This window comes from Chitinophaga flava (genome assembly GCF_003308995.1).
Classification (GTDB): Bacteria; Bacteroidota; Bacteroidia; order Chitinophagales; family Chitinophagaceae; genus Chitinophaga; species Chitinophaga flava.
In genome coordinates this window covers 867,460-892,737 of the sequence record NZ_QFFJ01000002.1, presented here as the reverse complement: position 1 = coordinate 892,737, position 25,278 = coordinate 867,460, and the positions used below count along the sequence as shown (strand labels likewise).

The following is a 25,278-nucleotide window of genomic DNA, read 5'->3' as shown; positions in this document are numbered from 1 at the left end:
GTTTTACATGTTAACGGATAGGGTTGTGGACAGTGACCAGTTTGGTTCCATCCGGGAAGGTGGCTTCGATCTGTACGTCATGGATCATCTCGGGTATCCCTTCCATTACATCTTCCCGTGTAAGGATAGTAGCGCCGTAGTGCATCAGTTCTGCCACCGATTTGCCGTCCCTGGCGCCTTCCAGCAGCTCGCTGCTGATGAAGGCGATTGCCTCGGGATAGTTGAGTTTGAGGCCACGTGCCTTGCGTTTGGCAGCCAGCTCACCAGCCAGGTGCAACAACAGCTTTTCCGTTTCTCGCGGAGTTAAATGCATATAACAAATTTTAATATGTATAAAAACAAGAACTTTTATTTACAGAAACAGTTGATCGCGCAAAAAGTCGAATCTTCTTCACATATTAATTAACAACATATATAAACACCAGAGTGCCTATACAGCCGTATAACCGGCGTTGTCACATTAATCGTTAAAGAAAACACGGCTGATTACGCGTTGTGCGAAGGAATAATAAGGGTGTGAAATAAGATAAAACGCGGGACCCGCTTCACGGCAGTATCCGGATGGTTGAACCGGTTGCCGGTCAGTATGTTTTTTTCTGTAGTGAGAAACAATGCCTGATAATAGGCTGCGAAAAGAGTAGTAAAACGTTGAAACTGTGAGGTATGAAAGATATCGTTTTCGTCGTCGGTATTTTCATTATTGATGAAAGAAAACAACTGCGGAAAACCCAGTAGATCCTTCGTGGACAGCAAGGTATCCGAACAACCTTTCGCTGCCTCAAAAGACGGATGGATGGCCCTTCCCGGCAATAACGGTGTTTTGTTGTGACCGGTGAAAGTGAATCCGATGAGGAAAAAAAGAAATAATATGTACCGAACGATGGCTTTCATTTACAGCGTGCAAGGTATATGTTAAAACAAACCCGGAATAGCACAAATCACGCATTTTTCTTCACAAATCACGCTACCTTAGTGATGTATATGAAATCATCTGTTAAACTATTTACCAATTTCGAATATAAAAAATCTTTCCTTCCCGGCGTGTCCAGGCAGGTACTGTTCAACGATGCCAAACTACAGGTATACCGCATCGAAAACTACCTGCGCAACATCGTGATACCAGTGCCACCCTACCGCACCTCCTTCAACTTTCTCCTGTTTGTCACCAAAGGCACCATTGTACAACAACTGGAAATATCTCCCATTAAACTGGAAGCCAATTCCGTACTGCTGATCAAACAGGGCAGCATCACCGCTACACTGGAAATATCACCTGATGCCACCGGCTTCTTCATCGTCTATGAAAATGAAATCGTCAACGGGCTGTCACTTAATAACAGTCTGCTGAATTTTTTCTTCACTGCACCTTTTGTATCCCTTCCTGCCAAAGCGGTTAAATGGCTGGCCCATCTCAGTGCGCTGCTGGAAGAAGAGCTGAGCATGATCAACGGCTCCATGGAAATATGTATACCACTTTTCAGGGCGTTGCTGAATAAAATACTGTTACAGGAAAACCAGCATCCGGTGCCACTCAACCGAAGCCTGGAAATATCCCTGCTTTTCCGGGAAAAGGTACAACGTCATCATCTCCGTGAAAAAACAGTGGAATACTACGCCAGGCAACTCAACATCTCTGAAAACTATCTTAATAAATGTGTGAAGGAAGCTACGGGCAAACCACCCAAACAATGGATCAATGAAATCAGTATCCTCCACAGCCAGATCCTGTTGAGAGACCCTGCAAGAGACATTGCCGGCATTGCAGCAGAACTTAACTATCAATCTGCCTCTTATTTCACCCGCCTGTTCAAACAGGTGACAGGCTTCTCTCCTTCTACCTACAGAAAAAAAATAAAAGTGAACTAACTGCCGTATTTTTTGTTTTAAGGAAATTTTAAGCTCCTTCCAGCCATATTTTTTTGTGCTGGCAAGGTAATTGAATTCTCAGGCATACAAAACATTTAAAACACATGAAAAAGTTAATCGCAGCTTTCGCCATTATGCTGGCCGTATCTCCTGCTTTCGCACAGAATGCAACTACTACTGCTCCTGCCAAGCAACAGGCGCCTGCTACCCAAAAAGCAAACGTCCAGAAAACACTGCCTGCGCCGGAAGAACGCGCAAAAGCCTATTCAGATGAATTAAAAACAAAACTGCACCTTACTGACGACCAGTATAAAAAAGTGCTGGCTGTGAATACGGAATGTATCCGCCGCAAAGACGCGCTGCGTGCAAGCGGACAAAAAGGTGGTCAGGGACACAAAGAAATAGCTGCCTACCGCAAACAACAGTTCCAAACCATCCTTACACCGGATCAACAAACACAACTCAAAAATTTGAATGCCGCGCATCAGCAGAAAAAAGGCAAAGAAGCCGATGATGCAGGTGACCAATAAACTGCTGACATAAATAAAAGAGGCTATCCCGTGTTTTTGGTGATAGCCTCTTCTATCGAGACTCGGATAAGATTATTCCAGCCACTATATAACCTACAACTGTTACACTGTTAGTAACAAGTCACAAAGGTACAGCTCCATCTGCTAAAAAAGACAGTGTGCTTTCCTCCAGGTTAGCACTTACTTTCCCGGCCATGGCAGAGGTTTCCCACTCGCTTTCAGTACCGGCATCGGGGCATTCCAATGCTGCAGCTGCTCAGACAACAACGATAACAATGCACTCACCTTTTTCGGGTAAACGCCCGACAGGTTCTGCTTTTCGCCGATATCCGCTACTAGGTCATACAGTTCAGTATACCCTTGTTGCTGGTCGTAAACCAGCTTCCAGCGGCCTTGCCGCAAGGCACTCCTGTAATTGATACCAGGGCCTCCCTCTGCAATCCATTTGTTGGGATAATGCCATATCAGTGTTCGCAGGGAATCTGTTTGTCCCGGATTTTTTAACAGTGGTACAAAACTCTTTCCGTCTACCGTCTGCACGGCCTCATACAACTGAATACCCGCCATCTCCAGGATGGTAGGGAAAAAATCTTCTATCATTATATACTGCGCCACCGTGCTGCCTGCCTTTGTCACGCCCGGCCATTTTACCAGCATCGGCTCACGGATACCACCTTCATATACCGATCCCTTACCGGCGCGCAGCGGCAGGTTCTGCGTATGTGGTGTGCCACCACGCGGCGGCACCAGACTCAAACCTCCATTATCGCTCATGAACATAATGATGGTATTGTCTGCTATTTTTCTGGCAGCAAGGTAGTCCATCACTTCTCCAAGGCTCGCGTCCATGCCTTCAATCAGGGAAGCATACCTGGCTTCGGCCTCGTCCAGGCCCATATCCTGATAGTGCTGTATATATTTTTTGTCGGCCTGCAACGGCACGTGTACGGCGTAATGCGCCAGATAGAGATAAAAAGGCTGCTTGCGCCGCACCGGCTCATCCAGTGCTTTCAGCGCCTCCCGTGTAAGCGCTTCCGTTAGGAAGGTACCAGTACCATAATACTCTTCCAGGTCGGGCACCGCCTGTGGCGTGGCTTTGCCTGGCATATTACCATAGTTCTCTTCAGACAGGTAACTCTGGGGATGACCAGCAGCATGACCGGCTATATTTACCAGAAAGCCCATGTTGTAAGGATTGGCACCCGGAGTACCCATTGCGCCCCAATGTGCTTTACCAGCGTGAATGGTATAATATCCGGCTGTTTTCAGCAACGCAGGTAACGGTGTGGCATATACGGTATGCGGCACTCCCTGTACCGGACTGAAACCGTTCCAGTTCCACGGCGCAGTGTCCAGCGCAGGGTCGGGTGCATCGGCATTTATATCCTTGCGGGGAGAGGTCCAGTTAGTAACCCCATGATGCGCCGCATTCATTCCGGTGATCATGCTCACCCTGGAAGGCGTACATACCGGCGTGGCGTAGGCATTGGTAAACTTCACCCCTTCTCTGGCCAGCCGCTCCATATTAGGTGTACGGAAACGTTTATTCCTATCCGTTAGCTGGTCCCAGAAAGGTACCGAAGTGTCTTCCCAGCCCATATCATCTACCAGGAAAACAATAATGTTAGGTGGAGGTTTCACCGGGCGTGGATCCCTGAACTGTGCCATACTGCTGATACTGCATATGATCAGGCATATACAGCCCCAGCGTGAAAGTTGTATTGGTTTCATGCAGCTAATATAATCACGATCGTACAAAGGTGTACTATCGTTCTCTCTCCCAGAAACGGTGCTGCGCGATGGCGGTTATAAAGGCCTTCGGAGGACCGGAGAGCAGGATGCCCGGTGCTTCTGCGGCGGGCACGCCGGCAGCTTTCAGCACCGCTGCACCATCACCGGAAACAGCTATCGCCTTACAATGCCGGTAAGCTTCGCTGACAAACCGCAGCGCCTCCGGATGTTGTTGCAACGTGTTTGTGCTATCGGTACCTCCCGGAATATAAACAGCATCAAATAATACGGAAGCAGCACCCAGCAAACTCTCATCGGCTTCAAAGCCGCTACCGGTAGACGCTTTCACGGTACCCAGATGCGGCGCGATCAGTTCTACCTGTGCGCCAGCTCTCAGCAGCGCCTCTTTCATCTCTGTTATCTCCATCGAAAGCACACCATCGGCCACCAGAAAAGCAACCTGTCTGGACCTCACAGTATCTTTTATGGTATTGGCCATACTGAGGGCTTCCGATTTTTCTACCGGCTGTTCTACGGTATGTGGCTGAAATTGTTCAGGAGCTCCATCTGCCGGGATGATACGGTTGACGGGGTGTTCGGGCTGCGCAGGCACAGCGAGGCCCAACGCTTCCGCTACGGCAGCGGCCAGGTCTTTGTTAACCTGTGACAACAAGCCCAGCATCCGTAACCGTATATCCGTGATCGTTACCTTGCCCAGTTCAAAGCACAGAGCATTGATCAGGTGGCGCTTTTCGGCTTCCGACTGGCTGTAGTAAAACAGGGCAGCCTGGCTGAAATGATCGAAGAAACCGGAGCTCCGGCCCCGTACCTTGTGTGCATCTATCTTTTCTGCATAAGAAGAGAAGCCGCGATCAGCTGTGCCGGCCTGGAACGGGCAACCGGCACCCAGTGTATTAGGCTCGTAGGAAGTACCGCCCCGGTTGATGGTTTGCCGCATATGTCCGTCCCGCTGATTGTTATGTACCGGTGATATAGCGCGGTTGACGGGGATCTCGTGGAAGTTGGGGCTTCCGAGTCTGGACAGCTGGGTGTCGAGATAAGAAAACAGCCGGCCCTGCAACAGCGGGTCGTTGGTAAAATCGATACCTGGCACGAGGTGGCCAGGATGAAAAGCCACCTGCTCCGTTTCTGCAAAGAAATTGTCCGGATTACGATTCAGCACCATTTTACCAATACGCTTCACCGGCACCACTTCTTCCGGGATGATCTTGGTAGGGTCCAGCAGATCGAAGGGAAAATTATGTTCATCTTCTTCCTGCACGATCTGTATACCTAGTTCATATTCGGGGTAGTTGCCGCTCTCAATGGCATTCCACAGGTCGCGGCGATGAAAGTCGGGATCTTTTCCGGAGATCAGCTGGGCTTCTTCCCAGGTTACCGAATGCACGCCTAACAAAGGCTTCCAGTGGAACTTTACGAAGCAGCCCTTGCCGGCAGCATTTATCAACCGGAAAGTATGAACGCCGAAACCTTCCATCATACGGTAACTGCGGGGAATGGCGCGATCGCTCATCACCCACATAATCATATGCATGGATTCAGGTGCCAGGGAAATGAAGTCCCAGAAGGTATCGTGAGCAGAAGCAGCCTGAGGTATTTCGTTGTGTGGCTCCGGTTTTACAGCATGTACAAAATCGGGGAATTTCATGGCGTCCTGAATAAAAAACACCGGCACATTGTTGCCTACCAGGTCGTAGTTACCTTCTTCGGTATAAAACTTCACAGCAAATCCCCTTACATCCCGGGCCAGGTCAGTAGAGCCGCGGGAGCCTGCCACCGTGGAAAAGCGGACAAACACCGGTGTACGCCGCGCTGGGTCTGTCAGGAAACCTGCCCTGGTATAATCAGACAGGGATTCATATACCTGAAAATATCCGTATGCCCCTGCTCCACGGGCATGTACAATCCTCTCCGGTATTCGTTCATGATCAAAGTGGGTAATTTTCTCTCTCAGTATAAAATCCTCCAGCAGTGAAGGTCCTCTTTCACCCGCCTTGAGTGAGTTTTGATTATCATTGATCCGCAGGCCCTGGTTGGTGGTGAGAAACTGGTCTGCTCCATCTTCGGTATGCGGTGCAAGCTGCTCCGCTTTTTTATTCAGCTGTTCCGCTTTTTTTCTTGCCATGGTGATGCTGATTTAATGATGAACAACAATACAGATCCGGGTCACAGATATTATGCCGATCAATTACGCAGTATGAATGCAAGAAGAGACCCCTTCTTAATATATAAATTTTATACAATTCGTAACTTGTAATTCGCAATTCGTAATTATATTTGCGGTGTTCAAATCAAATTGCCCCGGTCATTTGTTTAATCCAGATATATAATCACCATTTCATTATGAACAAAACGTTCCTTTACACAGCCATCAGTATGGCTATGCTTTCTGCCACTGTATCATGCGACAACAGCAAGAGCGGCAAAGGCCCGGCCGCAGCCTATGAAAACAACTCCGCCGAAAAGGCCAGCCATGTCATTGAGTACACTAACCTCCTGATCGATATAGCCAATCAGCAAAACGACTATATCACCCGTGTGATGGAGAATGCAGACAAAATTGAAAAAGGATTGAAAAATCCTTCCGACAGATTCGCCTTCTTCGGCATCTTCCCTGCTACTTATTTTGAAAGATCCAGAGGGATCAGCAAAGTAAAAGCGGATGAACCCGTAGATGAACTGAGCAGTGACGATAAAAAATTCTTCAAGGAAAAAGTTGCCAGTTCCTCCAAAGCCTTCACTAAAATTCAGGACTACTACAAACAACTGCAGGACTACCTGAAAGCAGAAGACTACAAAGACGACAAAAGCGTAAAAGGTTTGGCCCTGGTAGATTCCATCCGCTCCAGCACCCAACTGCTGATAGCCGAAAAAGCGGTGCTGATAAAAAAAGTAAATGAGATCGCTGATGCCAGCGAAGCCATCGTACTGAAAGACAGCCCGCTGAAAGACTACATCATCGCCATGAAAGCCGATCTGAAATCTGTCCGCGAATTTGTAGGACTGATGGAAAATGGCGGCGCCGATTACAACAGCATCAAAGACAAAGCTGACGCCGCCTATGCAGCCCTGGAAAAAGCCTACGGCGAACATAGCCAGCTGAGCCTCGACAATGCTAAAAAAGAACACAAAGACAGCTATTACAAATTGTTCTACGACCGTTTTCATGAGATCCTCCTGGAAACTAAAAAAACCATGAGAGACGGTGCCGAAAAAGGTAAGTTGACAGAAAATCAGGTTGAAAACCTGAGCCGCAACTATGATTACCTTATCGAACGATACAATAGTTTCAACAACTAGTTTTCACGTGAAGCCGCAAAGCAGCAGAAAAAAATATATTGCTGCTTTGTGGCTTTGTATTTGCGGGAAAAATCTTAATCCGATAAACCATGAAAACAGAGTATTTCCCTGCCGGTGAAAGAGGGGTCAAAGACATTGGATGGCTGAAAAGCAATTTCTTCTTCAGTTTCAGTGATTACCAAAATCCCCTGCGCAGTGCTTTTGGCACGCTGGTGGCTTTTAATGATGACTATGTAATGCCCGGCAAAGGTTTCGGCACCCATCCTCATGTCAACATGGAAATTATTTCCATACTGCTCAAAGGGAAGATGAACCACAGAGACTCCATGGGCTACAGTACTAAAATAGAAGCCGACGGTGTACAGATCATGAGTGCCGGCGAAGGATTAAGGCATGAAGAACACAATATCGGTGATAGTGATGTGAACTTCCTGCAGATATGGATAACACCCAAATTACAGAATATCACGCCTCGTTACCAGCAGCGCAGCTTTCCGCGGGCCAAAAGAAAAAACCGCCTGACTACCATCGTTTCTCCCGAGGAAGGCCTGAACCACTGCTGGATTAATCAGAATACCCGTATCTCCCTCGGATATTACGACCTCCCCGGCTCTGTGCCCTATTCCCTCCAACCGGTCAACAAATGCCTGTTTATTTTCCTGATCTCTGGTACCCTTAAAGTCAACAACCAGGTATTACATCCCCGCGACGCCTTTGGTATATGGGAAGCCAGCGAGATCAGCCTGCAACATGGAGAAGAAACGGAGTTTCTGATCCTGGAAACCCCTATCAACCAGAAATAATCCCTCCCCGCCTTACCGCATATGCAGCTCATAACCGCTCCTGCGGTATGTTAGCATAATCATTTGCCTGTTAAAAACATCCTTACTTTATCATTTTGAAAAATCGAAATAGCACATTTCGTGCAAGGACTATTTTTATAACACGGGAATGCTTATTTTTATAACAGACCGTTGATCCATGACCATTCTGAATTCAGTCCATACACCAGGTTTCGAAATCATCTTTAATCACGCTACCCAGGGCATCCTGCTGGCAGATGAAGCCGGTATAATACTGGCTGTCAATCCATGTTTACTGCAGTGGAGTGGTCACCAGTCCGAAGAGTTACAGGGGAAGCCGATCGCCGGGTTACTCTCCGGCAGTGAGGAAAAAGCACTTCTGCACTGTAAAGACGGAAGCCTGTTGCCCGTTAATGCAGGATGCACTACTTATAACCCTTCCTGCAGGATTTATTTTCTGACTGACGTTTCTGCGCAGCAACAGGCTGTTCATGCCCTGCAAAGAAGAGTGAATGAGCAGAAGCTGGAAGCCCATATCATGGCGGGCAAAGAATCAGCCTACAAAAGAGTCAGCAATTTCCTCAACAGTATCTGGACCAACCTGGATGCGATACTCATCGTTACAGAACCGTTGGGGCATATCCGTTTTTTTAATCCGGCTGCGGTAAAAATGCTGGGATATCCGGCCCGGGAAGTGACAGACACCGCGTCCCTGCTGCAGTTTCTCGACCGCCAGGAACTGGTGCGCCGCGCTGCCATGCTCTCCAAAGAGCTGCAACAAACGGTAGACCCGGGTATCGATGCCCTCACCATCCGCGCCAGGCTCAATATGTCTAATGAATACGAATGGACTTTTATCCGCAAAGACGGTACCCGCTTCCCGGTAGCATTAACGGTGTCGGCCATACGCGATGATGCCAACCGTATCACCGGTTATATCGCCATCGGCCTCGATATCTCCGCACGCCGTAAATCAGAGTCAGAGCTACGGCAGGCGCTGGACAAGGAAAAAGAACTGAACGTGCTCAAATCCAGATTCGTATCGATCGCCTCACACGAATTCCGGACACCGCTCAGCACCGTACTGTCATCTACCTATCTATTGGAAAAGTATACCACCACGGAAGACCAGCCCAAGAGAATGGCACATATACAAAAGATCTCTTCGGCCGTACATATGCTGACAGATATCCTGAATGACTTTTTATCACTGGGAAAAATTGAAGAAGGAAAAATACTGGTAAGACCTTCCCTTGTGGAAATCAAAAAATATGTTGAAAAAATCCTGACCGAAACGGAAGGACTAAAACGGGGACAACAACAACTCATATACACTCATGAAGGACCTATAGAAAGCACACTCGACGGAACTTTGCTACGACATATCCTCACCAACCTCGTTTCCAACGCCTTGAAGTTTTCACCGGACAACGGTATCGTTTATATACATACCCTGTCGGCACCCGGCTATTTTAACCTCTCGGTCCGGGACACGGGGATTGGCATCACAGCCGAAGACCAGCAACATCTGTATGAAAGATTTTTCCGCGGCAGCAACGTGGAAAGTATACAAGGCACCGGGCTTGGGCTGCATATCGTATCCAAATATGCAGAGCTGATGAAAGGACAAGTCACGTGCAACAGTGAACCAGACAAAGGCACCGAATTCATCGTTCACATTCCTATCCCCAAAATTTGACCATCTTGGAAACAATCCTGCTAATCGAAGACAACAAAGACATCCGCGATAACCTGGCGGAGATCCTGGCACTGGCCAACTACAATGTACTGACAGCTGCCAACGGCAAAGAAGGTGTGACCATCGCGCTGGAACAACAGCCCGACCTCATCGTATGCGACATCATGATGCCCGTGCTGGACGGCTACGGCGTATTGCATATGTTGCATAAAAATGAAAGCCTGCGCCCTATTCCGTTTATTTTCCTGACCGCTAAAACAGAGCGCACCGATGTCAGGAAAGGAATGGAAATGGGCGCTGATGACTACATCACCAAACCATTCGAAGGTGCTGAGCTACTCAGCGCCATCGAAAGCCGTCTCAAAAGATGCGCGGAGATCCGGCAACAGGACAATATAGGCATCAATGGCCTTCATACCCTGCTGTCGAGCACTTCCGGCAAAGACCTGTTATCTTCCCTGAAAGAAGATCGTAACACCAACCACTACAAAAAGAAACAAAAGATATATGCAGCGGGTAACAGGCCCGATTGCCTGTATTATATCCTGGAAGGGAAAGTAAAAACCTATCAGCGGAATGATGATGGGAAAGAGCTGATCACTGGACTGTACAATGAAGGGGATTTTCTGGGTTACACCGCACTGCTGGAAGCAGGCGCCTATCAGGAAAGTGCAGAAGCCATCGAAGATACGACCCTGGCCATTATACCGCACCAGGATTTTGAAGAACTGGTAGGCAACAATCCGGAAGTACTCAGCCGGTTTGTGCAGCTGCTCGCCAAAAATATCGCGGAGAAGGAACAACAGCTGATTGCACTCGCTTACAGCTCGTTGCGCAAAAAAGTAGCCTCAGCGCTCATCACGCTGGAACATAAATACAATACCACACAAAATCCACATTTTGAAATAGACATCAGCCGTGAGAATCTGGCTGCTGTGGCCGGCGTAGCAAAAGAATCACTGATCCGTACGCTGGGCGATTTCAGGGATGAACAACTGATTTCACTGAAAGATGGCACCATTATCCTCGTAGAGAAAGACAGGATTGCTGCCATGCGCAACTAACAACTGGTAAAAATTTTTGGCCCCGGGCAGATACCCGGGGCCAAAAATTTTTCTACACTACCATCTTCACATTCCCCACATTTCACATGCACAATCTCTACATTCCACTTTCACAGTCCCCACTTGTTCTCTTCACAGTCTCCACTGTTCTCTTCACGGTACCTCTTTTTTGATTCTCTGCGCAATCTTTTACATTAATTCCTTCCAAAATTTATCAATTATCCAAGGTTTACTCTATTTGCCAGTTACGCAACAGGTTATTAAATGCTGTTTTCATTTTTTCAAACTCCTCCTGCATTTTCCGCATATCATGCGTTAATACAGGCCAATCATGTGGTGCTTCTTCACGTGGCTGTGGTACGATGTCCAGCCAGTCCAGCTGTTCCATAACTTCATGACGCAGCAATTTCAGGGATTCATTTTTGCTGATCATTTTCTCCTGAAAGGCTTCCGCCTGGTCCAGAAAGGCACGGGAATTTACAAAGCGCAGCGAGTCTGTCAGCCTGTCCAACAGGGCAGTATTTTCTTTTCGTAGTGCTTCCAGTATACTCAGCCATCCTCTGCATATCTGCTGGTCTTGCAGATTTTTACCCCTGATTTCTTCCTGGTTGTTCATGGTTAGTGAAACTAATTGTAATACATCTGCAGGCCGTTCAGCCGTTGCTGGTCTTCCCAGTGTTGCAGCAAGGTGACCATACCACGCTGGATCAGTGACATCTCCTTGATGCAGTTGATCAGGTCCTGCATTTTCCTATCTGCACAAATATCATTAATATTATTGTCATTATCAACGCATTTCTGTAAAAATCTTGCAGTAGTATTGCTCTCTTTTACAAATGCTTTCATTACTTCTCTTACATTACCGTGATAGTCGGGCCTGAAAGCCTGCAGCATCGTTTCATCCGCCTTAATTTTCAGGGCCGGTTTCAGTTCCTTCTCCAGGCTCTCCAGCACTACAGACCGATAAGTGCTCAACTCCCTGTAATAACTGATGATCACATCATTAAACTCCATGAAGATTACTGCATGTTGCTTCATCTCCTGACGGCTGGCCACGTACAACGCTTCCAGCTTACGGGAAAGGCGCTCTGCATGAGGCACTGCCCTGTCCTTTATCTGCCGGGCCAGCTCCGCTGCATAATAACCATTGAAGTCAAACAGTTGACGCTGATTATCCAGCAAAGTTTTTATTCCAGACTTTGTTTTATACTGTTTAAAGATAAATCCTCCGTACTGACGCAACCTTCTGATCGGATAAAACAGAAAACCTTCACAAAATCTCCGTTGCAGCGATGAGGAAAAAAAACCGGTAAACATATGCGTTCATATTAAAAAAAGAAAACCATTAAATATTCCCGACATCACAAAGGTATCTCCACCTCCATCTCTGGACAATGATATCCGTGGTAACATCTAATGATTGTCATCAACGAGAACGATGACGGCCGTCAACAGGGAGCCCAAAATCAATACGGTGGCTTATTTAGCTATTTCAGCGGTCGGTGGCCGGTAATCCATACAACGGTAAACCAGGAATTTACGCACCACCCGGCCCTGCATTTTTACGACTATCGGTGGCAGCAGCTCCACCGACACAAAAAAGGGACGCAGCTCAGCCACAAAAAGCCGCTCGTCGCTATCGTCATTCACATCTGTAAGCGAATTGATAAAGATGGCATTCCTGCCTTCCAGACGCCGTAAATCGGTACCTATATAATCAAACTGCAGCGCCGGTTGCCCAATGACATTTCTCGAATATACCATCTCCCCCAAATAAAAATTGAGCATAGCACTGGTCTTATAATCATCTGCAGAAAAAATAAAATCATCAGGATAAGCCTTGTGCAAGGTTTTCACCGCTTTGCCCAGTCCCTCCCAGCCAATCATCGTATCATCAGAATGAATGGGGGCCGGGTAAAAAATAATCTCCACCGCCAGCACCAGATGTATCACCAGCGAAACCATCCACTGCCAGCGTATAAACTTCATCCCCATCCATGTGCTCACCCAGATAATACCCGTGATATAGGCAGGCATCATCCAGTTGATCTTTACCCAATATATAGGAGATATCAACAGAAAAACCAGGAACAAGGGCAGAAAAAAGCAGTGCAGAAAGAGTTGTTTTACCGGCACCTGTCCGATATGTAACCGGTATTTCCGGAAAGCCTTGTACAGATAATAAAACAACGCTCCCAGCAACACCGGTATCAGCACCGCTGCCTGATGGCCTATTACCCCGAAAAAATCCAGCAGATGCACCTCCACCCCGCTTACCCTGCCAGATGACTGAAAGCGGAAAGAAGCAAATTGATGTTCTACATTCCAGATCACCACAGGAGATATCGTCAGGAAAAAGAAAGCAACAGCCAGCAGCAACCACGGTGACCAGAGATAATGCCGGTGACGAGACGACAGCAACAAAAACAAAACACCGCCTGCAGGCAGTAATATGCCCGTATACTTACTGTCAAAAGCCAGTCCCATGGCGATGCCCGCCCATATCCAGGCCATACGGTTGCTTTCAAACAACGCCTTGTACAACGCTATCAGCGAAAGACACCAGCACAACATCAGCGGCACATCCGGTGTAGACACCAGCGATAGCAAAGTAACCATCAGCGTGGAATACAGTAGCAGCCATGCATTCCAGGCACGGCGCCGCGAAAGGAAACAGGTAGCCAGCCGGTAAAAAGCCAGTAACATACAGGCCGTCACTACAGTATCCGCCAGCTTGATAACATAAGCATGCCTGCCTAATACGGTAGTGAATAAACGTAATATATATGCAATAGCAGGTGGATGATCAAAATAAGACAACGCCAGATGCTGCCCGTAAAAATAATAATAGGCATCCTGTGGCATCAGCCCCATCAACTCAATAAAAGACAACCTTAATACCGTAACCACACAGATGGCCAATGCCAACCATTTATTTGCTGAGATATAAGCGATAAAAGTATTGTTCGCACCAGGTTTCCGCATGAGTAGTAGACTGTTGGATAAAATATGCCCGCAAGAACCATTCCGGCTGGAAAGGCTGTTTGAAAGATAAGACTTTTGTTCATTGCTGCACTATTATTATCTTGGGGACAATAGTCTTCCCATAACTTTTATCCTTATCGCGGTGTTAATCAATGCATAACAGCGCATCCACTAAACAGCAGGTCCTATGGCGGTAAAAATCAATCTTCCGGAAAATATCAAGGGGCTCGATGATGCCGCAGTGGAAGCATCGAGGTTGGAAAACGGTCGTAATGTGCCGCCGGAGCCTTCTATTAACCCGGTGCTGGCATTGCTCAGGGAAATACTGCAGGAACCCATGCTGTTGTTGCTTATCGCGGTCACTGCCATCTATTTTATACTGGGAGAATGGGGAGAAGCCTACTTTATGCTGGCCGCCATCGCCCTGGTATCGGGCATCTCCTTTTATCAGGACAGCCGCAGCCGCAAAGCGCTCGAAGCCCTGCAAAAAATAAACGAACCCCTTAGCAAAGTAATCCGCAACGGGACACTGTTGTCTGTCCCTACAGCCGATATCGTGAAAGGTGATATGCTGGTAGTATCAGAAGGTAATACCATCAATGCCGACGGCGTGATTGTACACAGCAATGATTTTTCTGTCAATGAATCTGCCCTTACAGGAGAGGCCTTTGCCGTTTTTAAGGATGCCGACAGTGAGGATAACTACGTATATAGTGGCACGGTAGTCGTATCCGGCCTCGCTATCTGCCGGGTAGAACAGGTAGGCGAGTCCACCAAGATCGGTCAGCTGGGCAGGGCCATCCTCGATATCCGGGAAGAAGCTACCCCATTGCAACTGCAGATACAACAGTTTGTGAAGTGGATGGCTTTTATCGGCATCGGTGTTTTCCTGGCCGTATGGCTCTTCAACTTCATCCGCAGCGGCAGCCTCACCGACAGTCTGCTGAAAGGACTTACCCTCGCCATGTCTATCCTGCCCGAAGAAATACCGGTAGCCTTCACCACCTTTATGGCGCTGGGTTCCAGGCGTCTGATGCAGCTGGGTATCATCGTCAAAAAAATACGTACCGTGGAAGCCCTGGGCAGTGCTACCATCATCTGCACCGACAAAACCGGTACCATCACCGAAAACAGAATGAGCCTGCAAGCTGTATATAACGCCGCCGACTATACGTTATATGAAAACGATCATTGGCCCGCAGCCGTCATCCGCGATGCGATGTGGGCCAGCGAACCGGTGCCTTTCGATCCGATGGAGAAAACACTGCATCAAGTATATACCAGCCTAACGGAAACGGATGAACGTTCACTGTATAAGATGGTCCATGAATATCCGCTGGATGGCAAGCCGCCCATGATGACGCATATCTTCGAAAATGGAAACGGGTCACGCATCATTGCCGCCAAAGGCGCACCAGAAGCGATTCTGGAGGTTTGTCATCTGCCGGAGGCAGAAAAAAACATTCTCCAGCAACAGATCAATACCCTGGCACTCAAAGGTTACCGGATACTGGGTGTGGCCACCTCTCCCTTTACCGGCAACGATTTCCCGGCACAACAACAGCAGCTGCCCTTTCAGTTCTCCGGGCTGGTAGCTTTTTACGATCCTCCCAAATCCAATATCAGCCATATTTTCCAGCAGTTTTATCGGGCCGGTATTGAGATCAAAATTATCACCGGTGATAATAGCATCACCACCAAAGCGATTGCTCAGCAGGCAGGGCTGCGACATCCCGACAAAGCCACCGATGGGGAAATACTGATGAAGATGCCGCTGCAAAATATGCAGTCCGAACTGCTGAATGTCAACATCTTCACACGGATGTTCCCTGAAGCCAAGCTGGCAGCCATCAATGCACTGAAAGCCGACAGTCAGGTAGTGGCCATGACCGGCGACGGCGTGAACGACGGCCCCGCTTTAAAAGCAGCACATATCGGCATCGCCATGGGCAAAAAAGGCACAGAGATCGCCAAACAAGCCGCAGCCCTTATCCTTGTCAACGACGATCTCTCCGGCATGGTAGACGCCGTAGCCATGGGCAGAAGGATCTATACCAACATCAAAAAAGCAGTACAATACATTATCTCCATTCATATACCTATCATACTCACCGTATCCCTTCCCTTATTCCTGGGCTGGGTGTATCCCTTTATTTTCACGCCCGTGCATGTGATCTTCCTGGAGCTGATCATGGGGCCTACCTGCTCCATCGTTTATGAAAACGAGCCGATGGAACCCAATGCCATGCAGGTGCCACCACGGCCTATCGGTCAAACCTTCCTCTCCTTCCGGGAGATGAACATCAGCATCCTGCAGGGACTGGCCATCACCGCCGGTGTGCTGGGTGTATACCAGTGGAGCGTATCCCTGGGCCATACCGAAGTATATACCCGCAGTATGGTATTTACCACGCTGGTGCTGGCCAACGTGTTTCTGACACAGGTAGACCGCTCCTTTTATTTTTCATTCATCACCAGCATGCGCAACCACAACCGGCTGATGGTAGGCGTCATTCTGCTCACCCTGGTGCTGCTGGCATGCATGCTTTATATCCCGCCGGTAGCTGGTTTCTTTAGTATAACGGCATTGGATATACGCTCACTGCTCACCTGTGCTGCTGTTGGCGCAATATCTGTATGGTGGTTTGAACTGTGGAAGATGAGAAAACGATGGAGAAACAAACGGATTGTCTGATACATCAAAACATAAAAAATTATACATCAATATGAAGGTTTTTGCTACAAGGGTCATCCCTCCCAATGGACTGGAATTACTGGAACGTGCAGGCATCAGCGTTACCCAATGGACTGAAAAACGTGCCCTTTCTGCAGAAGAACTGATCGCCCACTGCCGTCAGTATGATGCTTTGCTGCTGGCCAGCGACAATCCAATTGACCGACCTTTCCTGGAGCAGTGCCGGCATCTGAAAGTAGTGGCGCTGTTATCTGTGGGATATAATCACGTAGATGTGGCCGCTGCCAATGAGCTGGGTGTGCCTGTTACCAATACGCCCGGTGTGCTGAGTGCAGCCACTGCAGACACCGCCTTTCTGCTGATGCTGTCTGCAGCCCGGAAAGCCTTTTATCAGCACAAGAGAATATTGCGCGGCGACTGGAACTTCTCCGAGCCTACAGCCAACCTGGGCATGGACCTGGAAGGCAAAACCCTGGGCATCTGGGGACTGGGCAATATCGGTTATGTAATGGCGCACCGTTGTGTCAGCGCTTTTAATATGAAGGTGATCTATCACAACCGTGGCCACAACGAAGCCGCAGAAAAAAAACTCGGCGCAGTGAAAGTATCTTTCGATGAGCTGCTGGCCCAAAGTGATGTACTCTCCGTTCATACGGCCCTCACGCCGGAAACAGCCGACACCTTTGATATGGCCGCCTTCAAACGGATGAAACCTTCGGCTATATTCATCAATACCGCCAGGGGCGCCATACACAACGAACCCGACCTCACCGCAGCTATCGAACAGGGCATCATCTGGGGCGCCGGGCTGGATGTCACCAATCCCGAGCCCATGCATCCTGACAACCCGCTGCTGAACATGCCTACTGTGGCAGTATTACCACATATTGGCTCTGCCACCGTAGAAACCAGAAACGCCATGTCTGTAATGGCCGCAAAAAATATATTAGCTGCCTTCAACGGCCAGCCACTGCCCAACCAGGTGACCAGCCTGTAACAGCATCGCAGTCTACATTACAAGCCGGCTGTCCCGTAAGACAGCCGGGTTAATACAAAAAGTCATTACCTCAGTCATCATCATCGTAATCAATCATAATTATCATAACCCATCACAAGCATCACAGTTATGAGAAAGGTGGCTATCATTGGCGGCAAACGCATCCCCTTCGTAAAATCCTTCCGGGAATACAACAGGGTGTCCAACCAGGAAATGCTGACAGCCTGTTTAAATACCCTTATCAAAGCCTATCAGCTGGAAGGTGTCCGTATCGGCGACGTAGCCCTGGGTGCATTACTCAACCGTTCTACCGAATGGAACTTTGCCAGGGAATGTGTACTGGGTACTTCCCTCGATCCGCATACGCCGGCCTATAACGTACAGCGAGCCTGCGGTACCAGCCTGGACGCCATCATACAGCTGGGACTGCGCATCGCAGCAGGGCAGATAGAATCCGCCATCGCCGGGGGCAGCGATACCAACAGCGATCTGCCACTCCAGCTGCAACAGCAACTTTCCTGGAAGCTCACCGCCCTCAAAGGCGCCAAAACACTGGGTGAGCGGCTTAAAATACTGGCCTCCCTCCGCTTCCGCGATCTGTCTCCTGTATTTCCGTCTATCGTAGAACCCCGCACAGGTCTGTCTATGGGACAACATACCGAACGTATGGTACAGGAATGGGGCATCAGCCGGCAAGAGCAGGACGCCCTCGCCTACAACAGCCATATGAACGCCACCCGCGCCTATATTGCAGGCTTCTTCGAAGGACTGGTATTTCCCTTCAAAAATGTGAGCCGTGATACCATCATCCGCTCAGACACTACACCCGAAAAGTTAGCCACCCTCAAACCAGCCTTCGACTTCAGCGGCAAAGGCACGCTCACCGCCGGCAACAGCACTATCTATACCGACGGCGCCGCCGCCCTGCTGCTGGCCTCCGAAGAATATGCACAACACCGGCAATGGCCCGTACAGGCGTACCTGTTAGATGCGGAAACAGCTGCAGTGGATTATGTTCACGGAGAAGGACTCCTCATGGCACCCACCTACGCAGTAGCCCGCCTGTTGAAACGAAACAACCTGCGCTTGCAGGATTTTGATGTATATGAAATACACGAAGCTTTCTGCGGACAGGTATTATGTACCCTGAAAGCATGGGAAGATGCAGCCTACTGTAAAAAACTGGGATATGACGCTCCACTTGGAAGCATAGACAGCAGCAAACTGAATACAAAAGGGGGCAGTGTAGCGATAGGACATCCATTTGCAGCCACCGGGGCCAGAATAGTGGCCCAGGCAGCTAAAATACTCCAGGAACGCGGTGAAGGCAGAGCGTTGGTATCGATCTGCACCGCCGGTGGAATGGGCGTGGTCGCGATCCTGGAGCGGTAATATTTTTAGTGGATTAATTTCTCCAGCTCCTGCTGTAAAGCCTCTCCACGCAGGTTTTGCGCAATGATACGGCCATTGGGGTCTATCAGGAAGTTCTGAGGAATGGAATGAATAAGATACAGTTTAGCCGCATCTGCATTCCACCATTTCAGATCACTCACATGGTGCCAGGTAAGACCATCTTTCTCAATAGCTTCTGTCCATTTATCATGTGCACCTTCACGGTCGAGGGAAACACCCAGCACGGTAAAGTTCTTGTCTTTATATTGGTTGTAAGCCTTTGCCACATTAGGGTTCTCAGCCCGGCAAGGTCCGCACCAGCTGGCCCAGAAATCCAGCAGCACATATTTACCTTTCAGATCAGACAGCTTCAGCGTTTTCCCATCGGGTGTTTTAGACGCAAAATCCGGCGCCTGCTGGTTGATGCCCAGTTTGGCAGAAGCATTCAGTAAGTCTTTAATACCCAGACCGAAAGTGGAATTACGCAGTGCCGGTGTAAACTTGCTCAGACGTTGCTGCGCTGCCGGAACGTCTTTTACGCGGGAACCCAGGCTTTCCTTGAAAGCCAGCAGACTGATATAATAATCAGGATGTGCATCAATAAAAACATCGGTGATATCAGACTTTTGTTTCAACAGGTTGTCCATCACCTGTCTGGAAGCTATTTCCGCAGCGGTGTCAATCAGTTTACCTTCTTGCCATGCCCGCATCCGGCTCATCGCTGCGCCCCTTACCACCTGCAGGCTGTCATTCACTTTTTTAAGGGAGCCTTGTAACTGGTCATACTGCTGGGTCAGCGGAGTGCCTTTCAGCGCAATGCTTTCAAATACATTGGCAACAGAAGTGTCTTTCGCGGTCAGTGATACGTTGTCACCGGGCTTCAGGAATAAAGTCCTGCTTCCATAGTAAAACTTACCATCTGTCTTTTTGCTTACACGTATACTGCCTTGGATGGTGTCTTCCAGCGGGTATGCAAGGGCGAAAGAACCCTTCTCTACTTTAGCAGAATCCAGTACGTTACTCTTAAAACCGGCGCCTTTGCTCAGAAAAATATACTCACCGTTGAAGATAGCTGGTACTTTACCGGTAATGGTCACACCGGCCTTCTGCGCATACAGGTGGTTCATGGCTGTCAGGGCAGCACAAATAAGAAAAACTTTTTTCATTTGATGAATGGTTGGTTGGTTGTGGCTGGCAAAGTATCAAAAAAATAGCGGCGCGCTGACAAATATTTGATAAAAGGTTATAAGTGCTGCGGCCTGGTCTTTGTGCAACATTTTATAAAACGGATACTATGACAGAAAAACGCAAACCCGCCGGGCAACCGGAAGGAGAACAACATCATACCGAACGGGAAGAAACCGGTGAATTCAAACAAACGGAAGAGACCAGTAATTATGATGTGAGCAAAGATGATGATCAACTGGATAAACAGGAAGAGCAGGAAGATGAGGAAGACCAGGAAGAACTGGAGTTTGATGAAGATATGGGTGATGAAGAAGATGAAGACAAAGATGAAGAAAACTCATAGTCAGTTACGAATTACGGATTCGTAATTCGTAACTGATGGGATTATAATTTGTGCAACTGAAAATACCCCAGATACAATTCATCTGTAACGGTATCTTCCACAGGTGTTAGTTTCAGTTGATACTGTGCCCTCACATGGGCAGGGAGTATATCCTTCACCGGTATAATATCATCTACGTCTACGCCGTACTTATCATCTACATGGGAAGTAGCGGTAGCAAAGGCGGTATGTTTGTAGAAAGTGGTTTCTTTGGCATCCCGGATGGCAGCACCAATATCTTTGTTAACACTCAGGAGCTTATAGTGAAACTCTTCCATTTCTCCCGGTTTATAACCTCCCAGATTCAGGAAGTACAGTTGTTCGGGATTGTCCACTGTTTCTGTTCTGGGCACTACGGTGATGCGGTAGTTGTTCACATGTGATACTTCCCTCCATCCGTCAACATGCAGCTTTTCACCGGCTTCCGGCCAGAAAGCCTTCAGGTCCGGCACCAGGTCGCTCACCTTGCGTGCAACACCAAAAAATACATCATGTTGTTCTGTATGACGGCCAGGCAAATCACAGCCCAGCAACAGCATATAAAGTTTTAAATCTTCCATTAAAAAACGGTTTAGCGGTCATAACAACAAAAATAAAATTTCCTGCGCGCAATTCCCGCCATTCATTTTACAGAACCTGTAAACAGGCTGCAATCCGGCCCGAACAAGTGATATCCAGCTCGTGCATCGCCCTTGTACAGGCAATGTACAGCATACTTCTGTCCATATCTGTTTGATAGTTTTTTTCTGTAACCATGGGAATGATCACCTTATCAAATTCAAGCCCTTTGGCCAGGTGGGCGCTGATCACCATCACCCCGTCTGTGAATTTGTTACTGGCAGCAGTCAACAAGGACACCGGGACTCGTAAATGCGTCAAGGTCTCCATCATGGCAGCGGCTTCTTTTTCTGTTTTGCAGATAATGGCCAGGGACTTATAACTATTGTTTTTTGCAAACTCCATTATCAGTGTATGGATGCGCGTTACTTCAGCAGCAGGGTCTTTTTCGATGTAAATCCCCGGTACCTTGCCATGCCTTTCTACAGGGATCAGCTCACTGTTGGGGGCAATTTGTTGCGCGAAACAAATGATCTCAAAAGTAGAGCGGTAACTTTTATTCAGTTTCACCTGCTGTGATTGAGGAAAAAGTTTCTTAAAGATATCAAGCCCCATTTTACCAGCCGGATTCAGCGACTGGTTGATATCTCCCAGCAACGTGAGTTTGCAGCTGAACAGCTTGGATATGATCGCATATTGCACCGGTATATAATCCTGCATTTCATCTATCAGCAGGTGTTTTACTTTCCGGTTGTGCCGGACACCTTCCAGGCAGATGCTGAGATAAGCCAGGCCAAAAGCATCGGGGTGCTCTAATACTTTCCCCGGCAACATTTTAAAGAGGCCTGGTTTTCCGCACCAGGTAAAAAAAGCTTTGTATAACTGCAACACGTTGGTACTTCCCGACATAGCGGTAAGCGCTTTTTTAATCAGCGATTTGTCGGCCGCTGTTGCTTCATATCCATGTTTATATTGTAAATACCGCACGATTGCGCCGGCAGTTTCCGGGATTCGTTTCAATAAGGGAAGCCGGTGATAAGATGCGTATTGTTCTGCCACTACTGTTGACGGTATGAGATATCTCCCTACTGGCAAGGCTTCCGGCTGAAAAAAATGATTATTCAGGTATACTGCATATTCATTTAGCGAATGAAGAAAGTCAAAGGATGATTTGAAGTTGGTTCGTTCACTCAAACCTGCATCCTTGTTTTCCATCAGAGTACTGGTTTGTTCAAAAAGGGTTTGAAAAACATATTTATTATTCAACAGTTCATTCACCAGTCTGCCTATACTTGTTTCAGGAATATTTTCCTCACCCAGCTCCGGAAGAACATTAGAAATATAATCGGAAAATATTTTATTGGGAGATAAAATCAGGATATCATTTGAGGAGATGTTTTCCCGGTGTTTATAGAGCAGGAAAGCGATACGATGCAGCGCGATGGAGGTTTTTCCGGAACCAGCCACACCCTGGATCACCAGTACCGGAGCTTCTTCTTCACGGATGACCGCATGTTGGTCTTTCTGGATGGTAGCTACGATGTTTTTCATCTTCTCATCAGAACGATTGCTCAGCTCCCGCTGCAACAGTTCATCATAAATATGGGCAGCAGTGTCTATCATAAACTCCAGCTGTCCGTCTTTGATCCGGTATTGTCTTTTAAGTGTGATTTCACCTTTTCTTTCACCGGCAGGTGCCTGATAAAATGCGGTGCCGGTCTCAAAATCATAGAACATACTGCTGACCGGCGCTCTCCAGTCATATACAAGATTGGAATGGGAATCAGGGTCTTTCAGCGCGCAAACTCCGATATATACCGGTTGTGCAGACGTATGTTCCTTCTCTTTAAAATCTATTCTTCCAAAATAAGGTGTCTGCAACAGTCGCTGTAACTGTTTTACTTTCGCCAGAGCGGCTTCTCCGCTGCCAGCCATCTGTGTAACTGATTGGTGCAGGATGGCCTTTTCTTCTTTATTGTCCCGCAAATAGGTTTTCTGTTCCAGCAGTTCAGCCGCTTTCCTTTTAGCCAGCTGCTGACCAGCCTGAATCGTTTGGGTTATTCCTGATTTAATAACCTCCAGATGTTCTCTTTCTTCTTGTTCAGTTATTAAACACATATTTTTTTATTATTTAGTGAGCACTCATTCATTTAAAAGAGCAAAAAATTTTTATGGTTTCAGGCCCTTCAGCACACGCGCCAGCGCTTTTTCGAGCACAGTGTCTGTCAGTACAAACTTCCGTTTGCGATCACCTTGTTGCCGGCTGAAACTAATCAGCTGGTATAAAGGTGCAAATGCCAGTGACCAGTAGACTTCAAATGGCATTTCCGCCAGTGCTTTATCTGCTATCGCTTTTTTAATAAAAGCACCCAGCAACTTGCCATAGGTGGCAGTCAGTTTTTCCTCAATAGATTCATACACATAGGTATAGCGTACTTTTTCGATGAACGCCACCAGTTCGGGATGTTTTTGGGAAAAGTGGTAACGGTTTTTCCACTGCAGCCGCATGCCAGCTTCAAAGGGCATTCCGGGATGCAGGTCTTTCAGGCTTGACTCCAGCATAGTGGCACTTACTTCTTCACAAAGTGTCAGCAACAATGCTTCCTTATCTTTAAAATAGATATAGATGGTACCAGGCGATACCCCTACCGCTTTGGCGAGTTTGTTTACACCAAATTCCTCGATGCCATCCCGCACAATCATGCTGATGGCTGTCTGCTTTAACTGGGTAGCTTTGTTTTCATCCCTTGGTCTCATGGCACAAATATAAATGAACAGTCGCTCATTTAAAAATTATTACAAAGGAATCAACAATACCAGTCAATTTCAAACAGAATTTTAGGGCAGGTTAAAGTGTAATTCGTTACCGGAGAAATAATAGCGGATACGACTGGTTGTTTCGAGATGGTGCAGGAAAGCTGTTAATTTATTTTTTTCCAGTTGACCGGAGGTTGTGATGTGGGCTATTTCAGGTTTATCAAAGATTATCTGTACGCCAAACCAGCGTTCCAGCATGGGTTTCAGCTCTTTTAATTTTTTATCCTGATAAACAGAGACACCTTTCATCCAGCTCAGCACTTCCGTAGTATCGAAGGGGGCGGTACGTATACCGTTGTAATCGCCGTATACCGATTCAGTACCGGCTTTCAGCGTCACGACTTCATCGGTGGTACCTTTTACATTGACGGCACCTTCTATCAGAGACACCCGTACTCTTTCATCGTCGTAGGTATTGATATTTAAAGTGGTACCCAGCACGGTAACAGTAGTATTGGGCGTATGTACTTCAAAAGGATGTTCTGCGTTGGCGTTTACTTTAAACCAGGCTTCTCCTTCCAGATATACCTCTCTTTTATTACCGGAGAAATTGAACGGGAAACGTAGGCGGGAAGAGGCATTCAGCCATATCTCCGTGCTATCCGACAAGATAAGACGGTAATCAGCACCAGCGGGCACCAACAGTGTATTTAGTCCATAACCCCTGGACAAGCCGCTGTATCGGAGTAAGCCGGCATCGTTGTACAGGCGTACCTCTCTTTCCTGCCATATCTGTACGGCACTATCTCCGGTGAGGGCCAGTGAAGTCCTTCCCGGAATCAGCAGCTGTACAGTGGCCTTGACAGGCACATAATTGCGGGAAATCTGCCTGTCTCCCGGAACATGCTGGTGAGTGTGATAGATAAAATAACTACCGGCAGCGATCAGCAACAGTAATGCGGCTGCCGCCCAGGCAAACCACTGGCGGGAAATGATCCGATGCGGCCGGGCAGTCCCCGTATCTGGAGTCAGTTCCGTAGCATTCCTTCTGCGCCGCGTATCCATGGTTGTCAGTGTTGTCTCCTGTTCCTGCAGGGCAGCCCACTCTTCACGGGCAGCAGGGTCCTCCTGAAGCAGCTGCTCCAGCTGCTGTGCAGCAGACTCCGAAAGGGCGCCCGTAAGCTGTTCTTTGAACAATATCCGTATTTGATCGCGGTTGGTGGTCATTACAGGTATAATACGATTAAAATGTTCTTTCAGGTGAACCGGGTTAGTGGTTTTTCAATCTGATATTTTTATCAGGTCGAGAT

At 47.9% G+C, this 25,278-nt stretch carries 22 protein-coding genes; 10 read left to right on the top strand and 12 right to left on the bottom strand.

The genetic code is table 11. The features are described from left to right. Positions 1-10: 10 nt before the first annotated feature. Positions 11-313 carry an urease subunit gamma gene (ureA, locus tag DF182_RS20050; RefSeq protein ID WP_113617593.1) on the bottom strand — a complete coding sequence of 101 codons (303 nt, stop codon included), beginning with the start codon at positions 311-313 and terminating at the stop codon, positions 11-13. 173 nt (positions 314-486) lie between these two features. Then, entirely contained in the window at positions 487-891 is a 405-nt protein-coding gene (locus DF182_RS20045) for a hypothetical protein (RefSeq protein ID WP_113617592.1), read from the bottom strand. A gap of 90 nt (positions 892-981) precedes the next feature. On the opposite strand from DF182_RS20045, the gene DF182_RS20040 reads away from it, so the two are divergent. Then, a complete protein-coding gene (locus DF182_RS20040; RefSeq protein WP_113619656.1) occupies positions 982-1,866 on the top strand; it encodes a helix-turn-helix domain-containing protein in 885 nt (294 codons plus the stop codon). A gap of 104 nt (positions 1,867-1,970) precedes the next feature. Beyond that, positions 1,971-2,396: a hypothetical protein gene (locus DF182_RS20035; protein ID WP_113617591.1), complete on the top strand. Its 426-nt coding sequence runs from the start codon at positions 1,971-1,973 to the stop codon at positions 2,394-2,396. Positions 2,397-2,576: 180 nt separating this feature from the next. On the opposite strand, the gene DF182_RS20030 is transcribed toward DF182_RS20035, so the two are convergent. Together DF182_RS20030 and DF182_RS20025 are read right to left on the bottom strand one after the other, a co-directional pair. After that, positions 2,577-4,127: a sulfatase gene (locus DF182_RS20030; RefSeq protein ID WP_113617590.1), complete on the bottom strand. Its 1,551-nt coding sequence runs from the start codon at positions 4,125-4,127 to the stop codon at positions 2,577-2,579. A gap of 34 nt (positions 4,128-4,161) precedes the next feature. Beyond that, positions 4,162-6,273 (bottom strand): catalase, encoded by a 2,112-nt coding sequence (locus tag DF182_RS20025; protein WP_113617589.1) that lies wholly within the window; start codon positions 6,271-6,273, stop codon positions 4,162-4,164. Positions 6,274-6,491: 218 nt separating this feature from the next. Between DF182_RS20025 and DF182_RS20020 the strand changes: the two genes are divergently transcribed. The 4 genes from DF182_RS20020 (at position 6,492) to DF182_RS20005 (ending at position 11,014) form a co-directional block, all read left to right on the top strand. Beyond that, positions 6,492-7,448: a hypothetical protein gene (locus DF182_RS20020; RefSeq protein ID WP_113617588.1), complete on the top strand. Its 957-nt coding sequence runs from the start codon at positions 6,492-6,494 to the stop codon at positions 7,446-7,448. Positions 7,449-7,537: 89 nt separating this feature from the next. Beyond that, entirely contained in the window at positions 7,538-8,251 is a 714-nt protein-coding gene (locus DF182_RS20015; protein WP_113617587.1) for a pirin family protein, read from the top strand. 178 nt (positions 8,252-8,429) lie between these two features. Beyond that, positions 8,430-9,950 carry a sensor histidine kinase gene (locus DF182_RS20010; protein ID WP_113617586.1) on the top strand — a complete coding sequence of 507 codons (1,521 nt, stop codon included), beginning with the start codon at positions 8,430-8,432 and terminating at the stop codon, positions 9,948-9,950. 5 nt (positions 9,951-9,955) lie between these two features. Continuing rightward, positions 9,956-11,014 carry a response regulator gene (locus DF182_RS20005; protein ID WP_113619655.1) on the top strand — a complete coding sequence of 353 codons (1,059 nt, stop codon included), beginning with the start codon at positions 9,956-9,958 and terminating at the stop codon, positions 11,012-11,014. A 229-nt stretch (positions 11,015-11,243) separates the two neighbouring features. On the opposite strand, the gene DF182_RS20000 is transcribed toward DF182_RS20005, so the two are convergent. The 3 genes from DF182_RS20000 to DF182_RS19990 form a co-directional block, all read right to left on the bottom strand. Next, entirely contained in the window at positions 11,244-11,630 is a 387-nt protein-coding gene (locus DF182_RS20000; protein ID WP_113617585.1) for a hypothetical protein, read from the bottom strand. A gap of 11 nt (positions 11,631-11,641) precedes the next feature. Continuing rightward, positions 11,642-12,196 (bottom strand): hypothetical protein, encoded by a 555-nt coding sequence (locus tag DF182_RS19995; RefSeq protein WP_147243488.1) that lies wholly within the window; start codon positions 12,194-12,196, stop codon positions 11,642-11,644. A gap of 297 nt (positions 12,197-12,493) precedes the next feature. Then, positions 12,494-13,999 (bottom strand): ArnT family glycosyltransferase, encoded by a 1,506-nt coding sequence (locus DF182_RS19990; RefSeq protein ID WP_113617583.1) that lies wholly within the window; start codon positions 13,997-13,999, stop codon positions 12,494-12,496. Positions 14,000-14,186: 187 nt separating this feature from the next. On the opposite strand from DF182_RS19990, the gene DF182_RS19985 reads away from it, so the two are divergent. From DF182_RS19985 to DF182_RS19975, 3 genes are all read left to right on the top strand, one after another. Further along, entirely contained in the window at positions 14,187-16,694 is a 2,508-nt protein-coding gene (locus tag DF182_RS19985; RefSeq protein ID WP_113617582.1) for a cation-translocating P-type ATPase, read from the top strand. 31 nt (positions 16,695-16,725) lie between these two features. Next, positions 16,726-17,691: a 2-hydroxyacid dehydrogenase gene (locus tag DF182_RS19980; protein ID WP_113619654.1), complete on the top strand. Its 966-nt coding sequence runs from the start codon at positions 16,726-16,728 to the stop codon at positions 17,689-17,691. A 129-nt stretch (positions 17,692-17,820) separates the two neighbouring features. Further along, the gene (locus DF182_RS19975) at positions 17,821-19,083 is read left to right on the top strand and encodes an acetyl-CoA C-acetyltransferase (RefSeq protein WP_113617581.1); all 1,263 of its coding nucleotides are present in this window, start codon (positions 17,821-17,823) and stop codon (positions 19,081-19,083) included. Positions 19,084-19,088: 5 nt separating this feature from the next. Here the strand turns inward: DF182_RS19975 and DF182_RS19970 are convergent, their stop codons facing one another. Then, entirely contained in the window at positions 19,089-20,249 is a 1,161-nt protein-coding gene (locus tag DF182_RS19970) for a TlpA disulfide reductase family protein (RefSeq protein ID WP_113617580.1), read from the bottom strand. A gap of 128 nt (positions 20,250-20,377) precedes the next feature. Between DF182_RS19970 and DF182_RS32545 the strand changes: the two genes are divergently transcribed. Further along, complete coding sequence (locus tag DF182_RS32545; RefSeq protein WP_147243487.1) at positions 20,378-20,614, top strand: hypothetical protein; 237 nt, start codon at positions 20,378-20,380, stop codon at positions 20,612-20,614. A 41-nt stretch (positions 20,615-20,655) separates the two neighbouring features. Here the strand turns inward: DF182_RS32545 and DF182_RS19965 are convergent, their stop codons facing one another. From DF182_RS19965 to DF182_RS19950, 4 genes are all read right to left on the bottom strand, one after another. After that, positions 20,656-21,213 (bottom strand): DUF1543 domain-containing protein, encoded by a 558-nt coding sequence (locus DF182_RS19965; protein WP_211327166.1) that lies wholly within the window; start codon positions 21,211-21,213, stop codon positions 20,656-20,658. A 67-nt stretch (positions 21,214-21,280) separates the two neighbouring features. Further along, positions 21,281-23,329 carry a HelD family protein gene (locus tag DF182_RS19960; protein WP_113617579.1) on the bottom strand — a complete coding sequence of 683 codons (2,049 nt, stop codon included), beginning with the start codon at positions 23,327-23,329 and terminating at the stop codon, positions 21,281-21,283. A gap of 51 nt (positions 23,330-23,380) precedes the next feature. Further along, a complete protein-coding gene (locus DF182_RS19955) occupies positions 23,381-23,968 on the bottom strand; it encodes a TetR/AcrR family transcriptional regulator (protein WP_113617578.1) in 588 nt (195 codons plus the stop codon). 81 nt (positions 23,969-24,049) lie between these two features. Beyond that, a complete protein-coding gene (locus DF182_RS19950; RefSeq protein WP_113617577.1) occupies positions 24,050-25,195 on the bottom strand; it encodes a FecR family protein in 1,146 nt (381 codons plus the stop codon). Between the last annotated feature and the right edge of the window lie 83 nt (positions 25,196-25,278).

Excerpts from the sequence above, each read along its gene's own strand:
- DF182_RS19985 (WP_113617582.1), top strand. The coding sequence starts at position 14,187 with ATGGCGGTAAAAATCAATCTTCCGGAAAATATCAAGGGGCTCGATGAT.
- DF182_RS19970 (WP_113617580.1), bottom strand. The coding sequence starts at position 20,249 with ATGAAAAAAGTTTTTCTTATTTGTGCTGCCCTGACAGCCATGAACCAC.
- ureA (WP_113617593.1), bottom strand. The coding sequence starts at position 313 with ATGCATTTAACTCCGCGAGAAACGGAAAAGCTGTTGTTGCACCTGGCT.
- DF182_RS20000 (WP_113617585.1), bottom strand. The coding sequence starts at position 11,630 with ATGAACAACCAGGAAGAAATCAGGGGTAAAAATCTGCAAGACCAGCAG.
- DF182_RS19950 (WP_113617577.1), bottom strand. The coding sequence starts at position 25,195 with ATGACCACCAACCGCGATCAAATACGGATATTGTTCAAAGAACAGCTT.
- DF182_RS20010 (WP_113617586.1), top strand. The coding sequence starts at position 8,430 with ATGACCATTCTGAATTCAGTCCATACACCAGGTTTCGAAATCATCTTT.
- DF182_RS20035 (WP_113617591.1), top strand. The coding sequence starts at position 1,971 with ATGAAAAAGTTAATCGCAGCTTTCGCCATTATGCTGGCCGTATCTCCT.
- DF182_RS19965 (WP_211327166.1), bottom strand. The coding sequence starts at position 21,213 with ATGGAAGATTTAAAACTTTATATGCTGTTGCTGGGCTGTGATTTGCCT.
- DF182_RS20040 (WP_113619656.1), top strand. The coding sequence starts at position 982 with ATGAAATCATCTGTTAAACTATTTACCAATTTCGAATATAAAAAATCT.
- DF182_RS19990 (WP_113617583.1), bottom strand. The coding sequence starts at position 13,999 with ATGCGGAAACCTGGTGCGAACAATACTTTTATCGCTTATATCTCAGCA.
- DF182_RS19975 (WP_113617581.1), top strand. The coding sequence starts at position 17,821 with ATGAGAAAGGTGGCTATCATTGGCGGCAAACGCATCCCCTTCGTAAAA.
- DF182_RS19960 (WP_113617579.1), bottom strand. The coding sequence starts at position 23,329 with ATGTGTTTAATAACTGAACAAGAAGAAAGAGAACATCTGGAGGTTATT.
- DF182_RS20020 (WP_113617588.1), top strand. The coding sequence starts at position 6,492 with ATGAACAAAACGTTCCTTTACACAGCCATCAGTATGGCTATGCTTTCT.
- DF182_RS20025 (WP_113617589.1), bottom strand. The coding sequence starts at position 6,273 with ATGGCAAGAAAAAAAGCGGAACAGCTGAATAAAAAAGCGGAGCAGCTT.
- DF182_RS20030 (WP_113617590.1), bottom strand. The coding sequence starts at position 4,127 with ATGAAACCAATACAACTTTCACGCTGGGGCTGTATATGCCTGATCATA.
- DF182_RS20045 (WP_113617592.1), bottom strand. The coding sequence starts at position 891 with ATGAAAGCCATCGTTCGGTACATATTATTTCTTTTTTTCCTCATCGGA.
- DF182_RS20015 (WP_113617587.1), top strand. The coding sequence starts at position 7,538 with ATGAAAACAGAGTATTTCCCTGCCGGTGAAAGAGGGGTCAAAGACATT.
- DF182_RS32545 (WP_147243487.1), top strand. The coding sequence starts at position 20,378 with ATGACAGAAAAACGCAAACCCGCCGGGCAACCGGAAGGAGAACAACAT.
- DF182_RS19980 (WP_113619654.1), top strand. The coding sequence starts at position 16,726 with ATGAAGGTTTTTGCTACAAGGGTCATCCCTCCCAATGGACTGGAATTA.
- DF182_RS19955 (WP_113617578.1), bottom strand. The coding sequence starts at position 23,968 with ATGAGACCAAGGGATGAAAACAAAGCTACCCAGTTAAAGCAGACAGCC.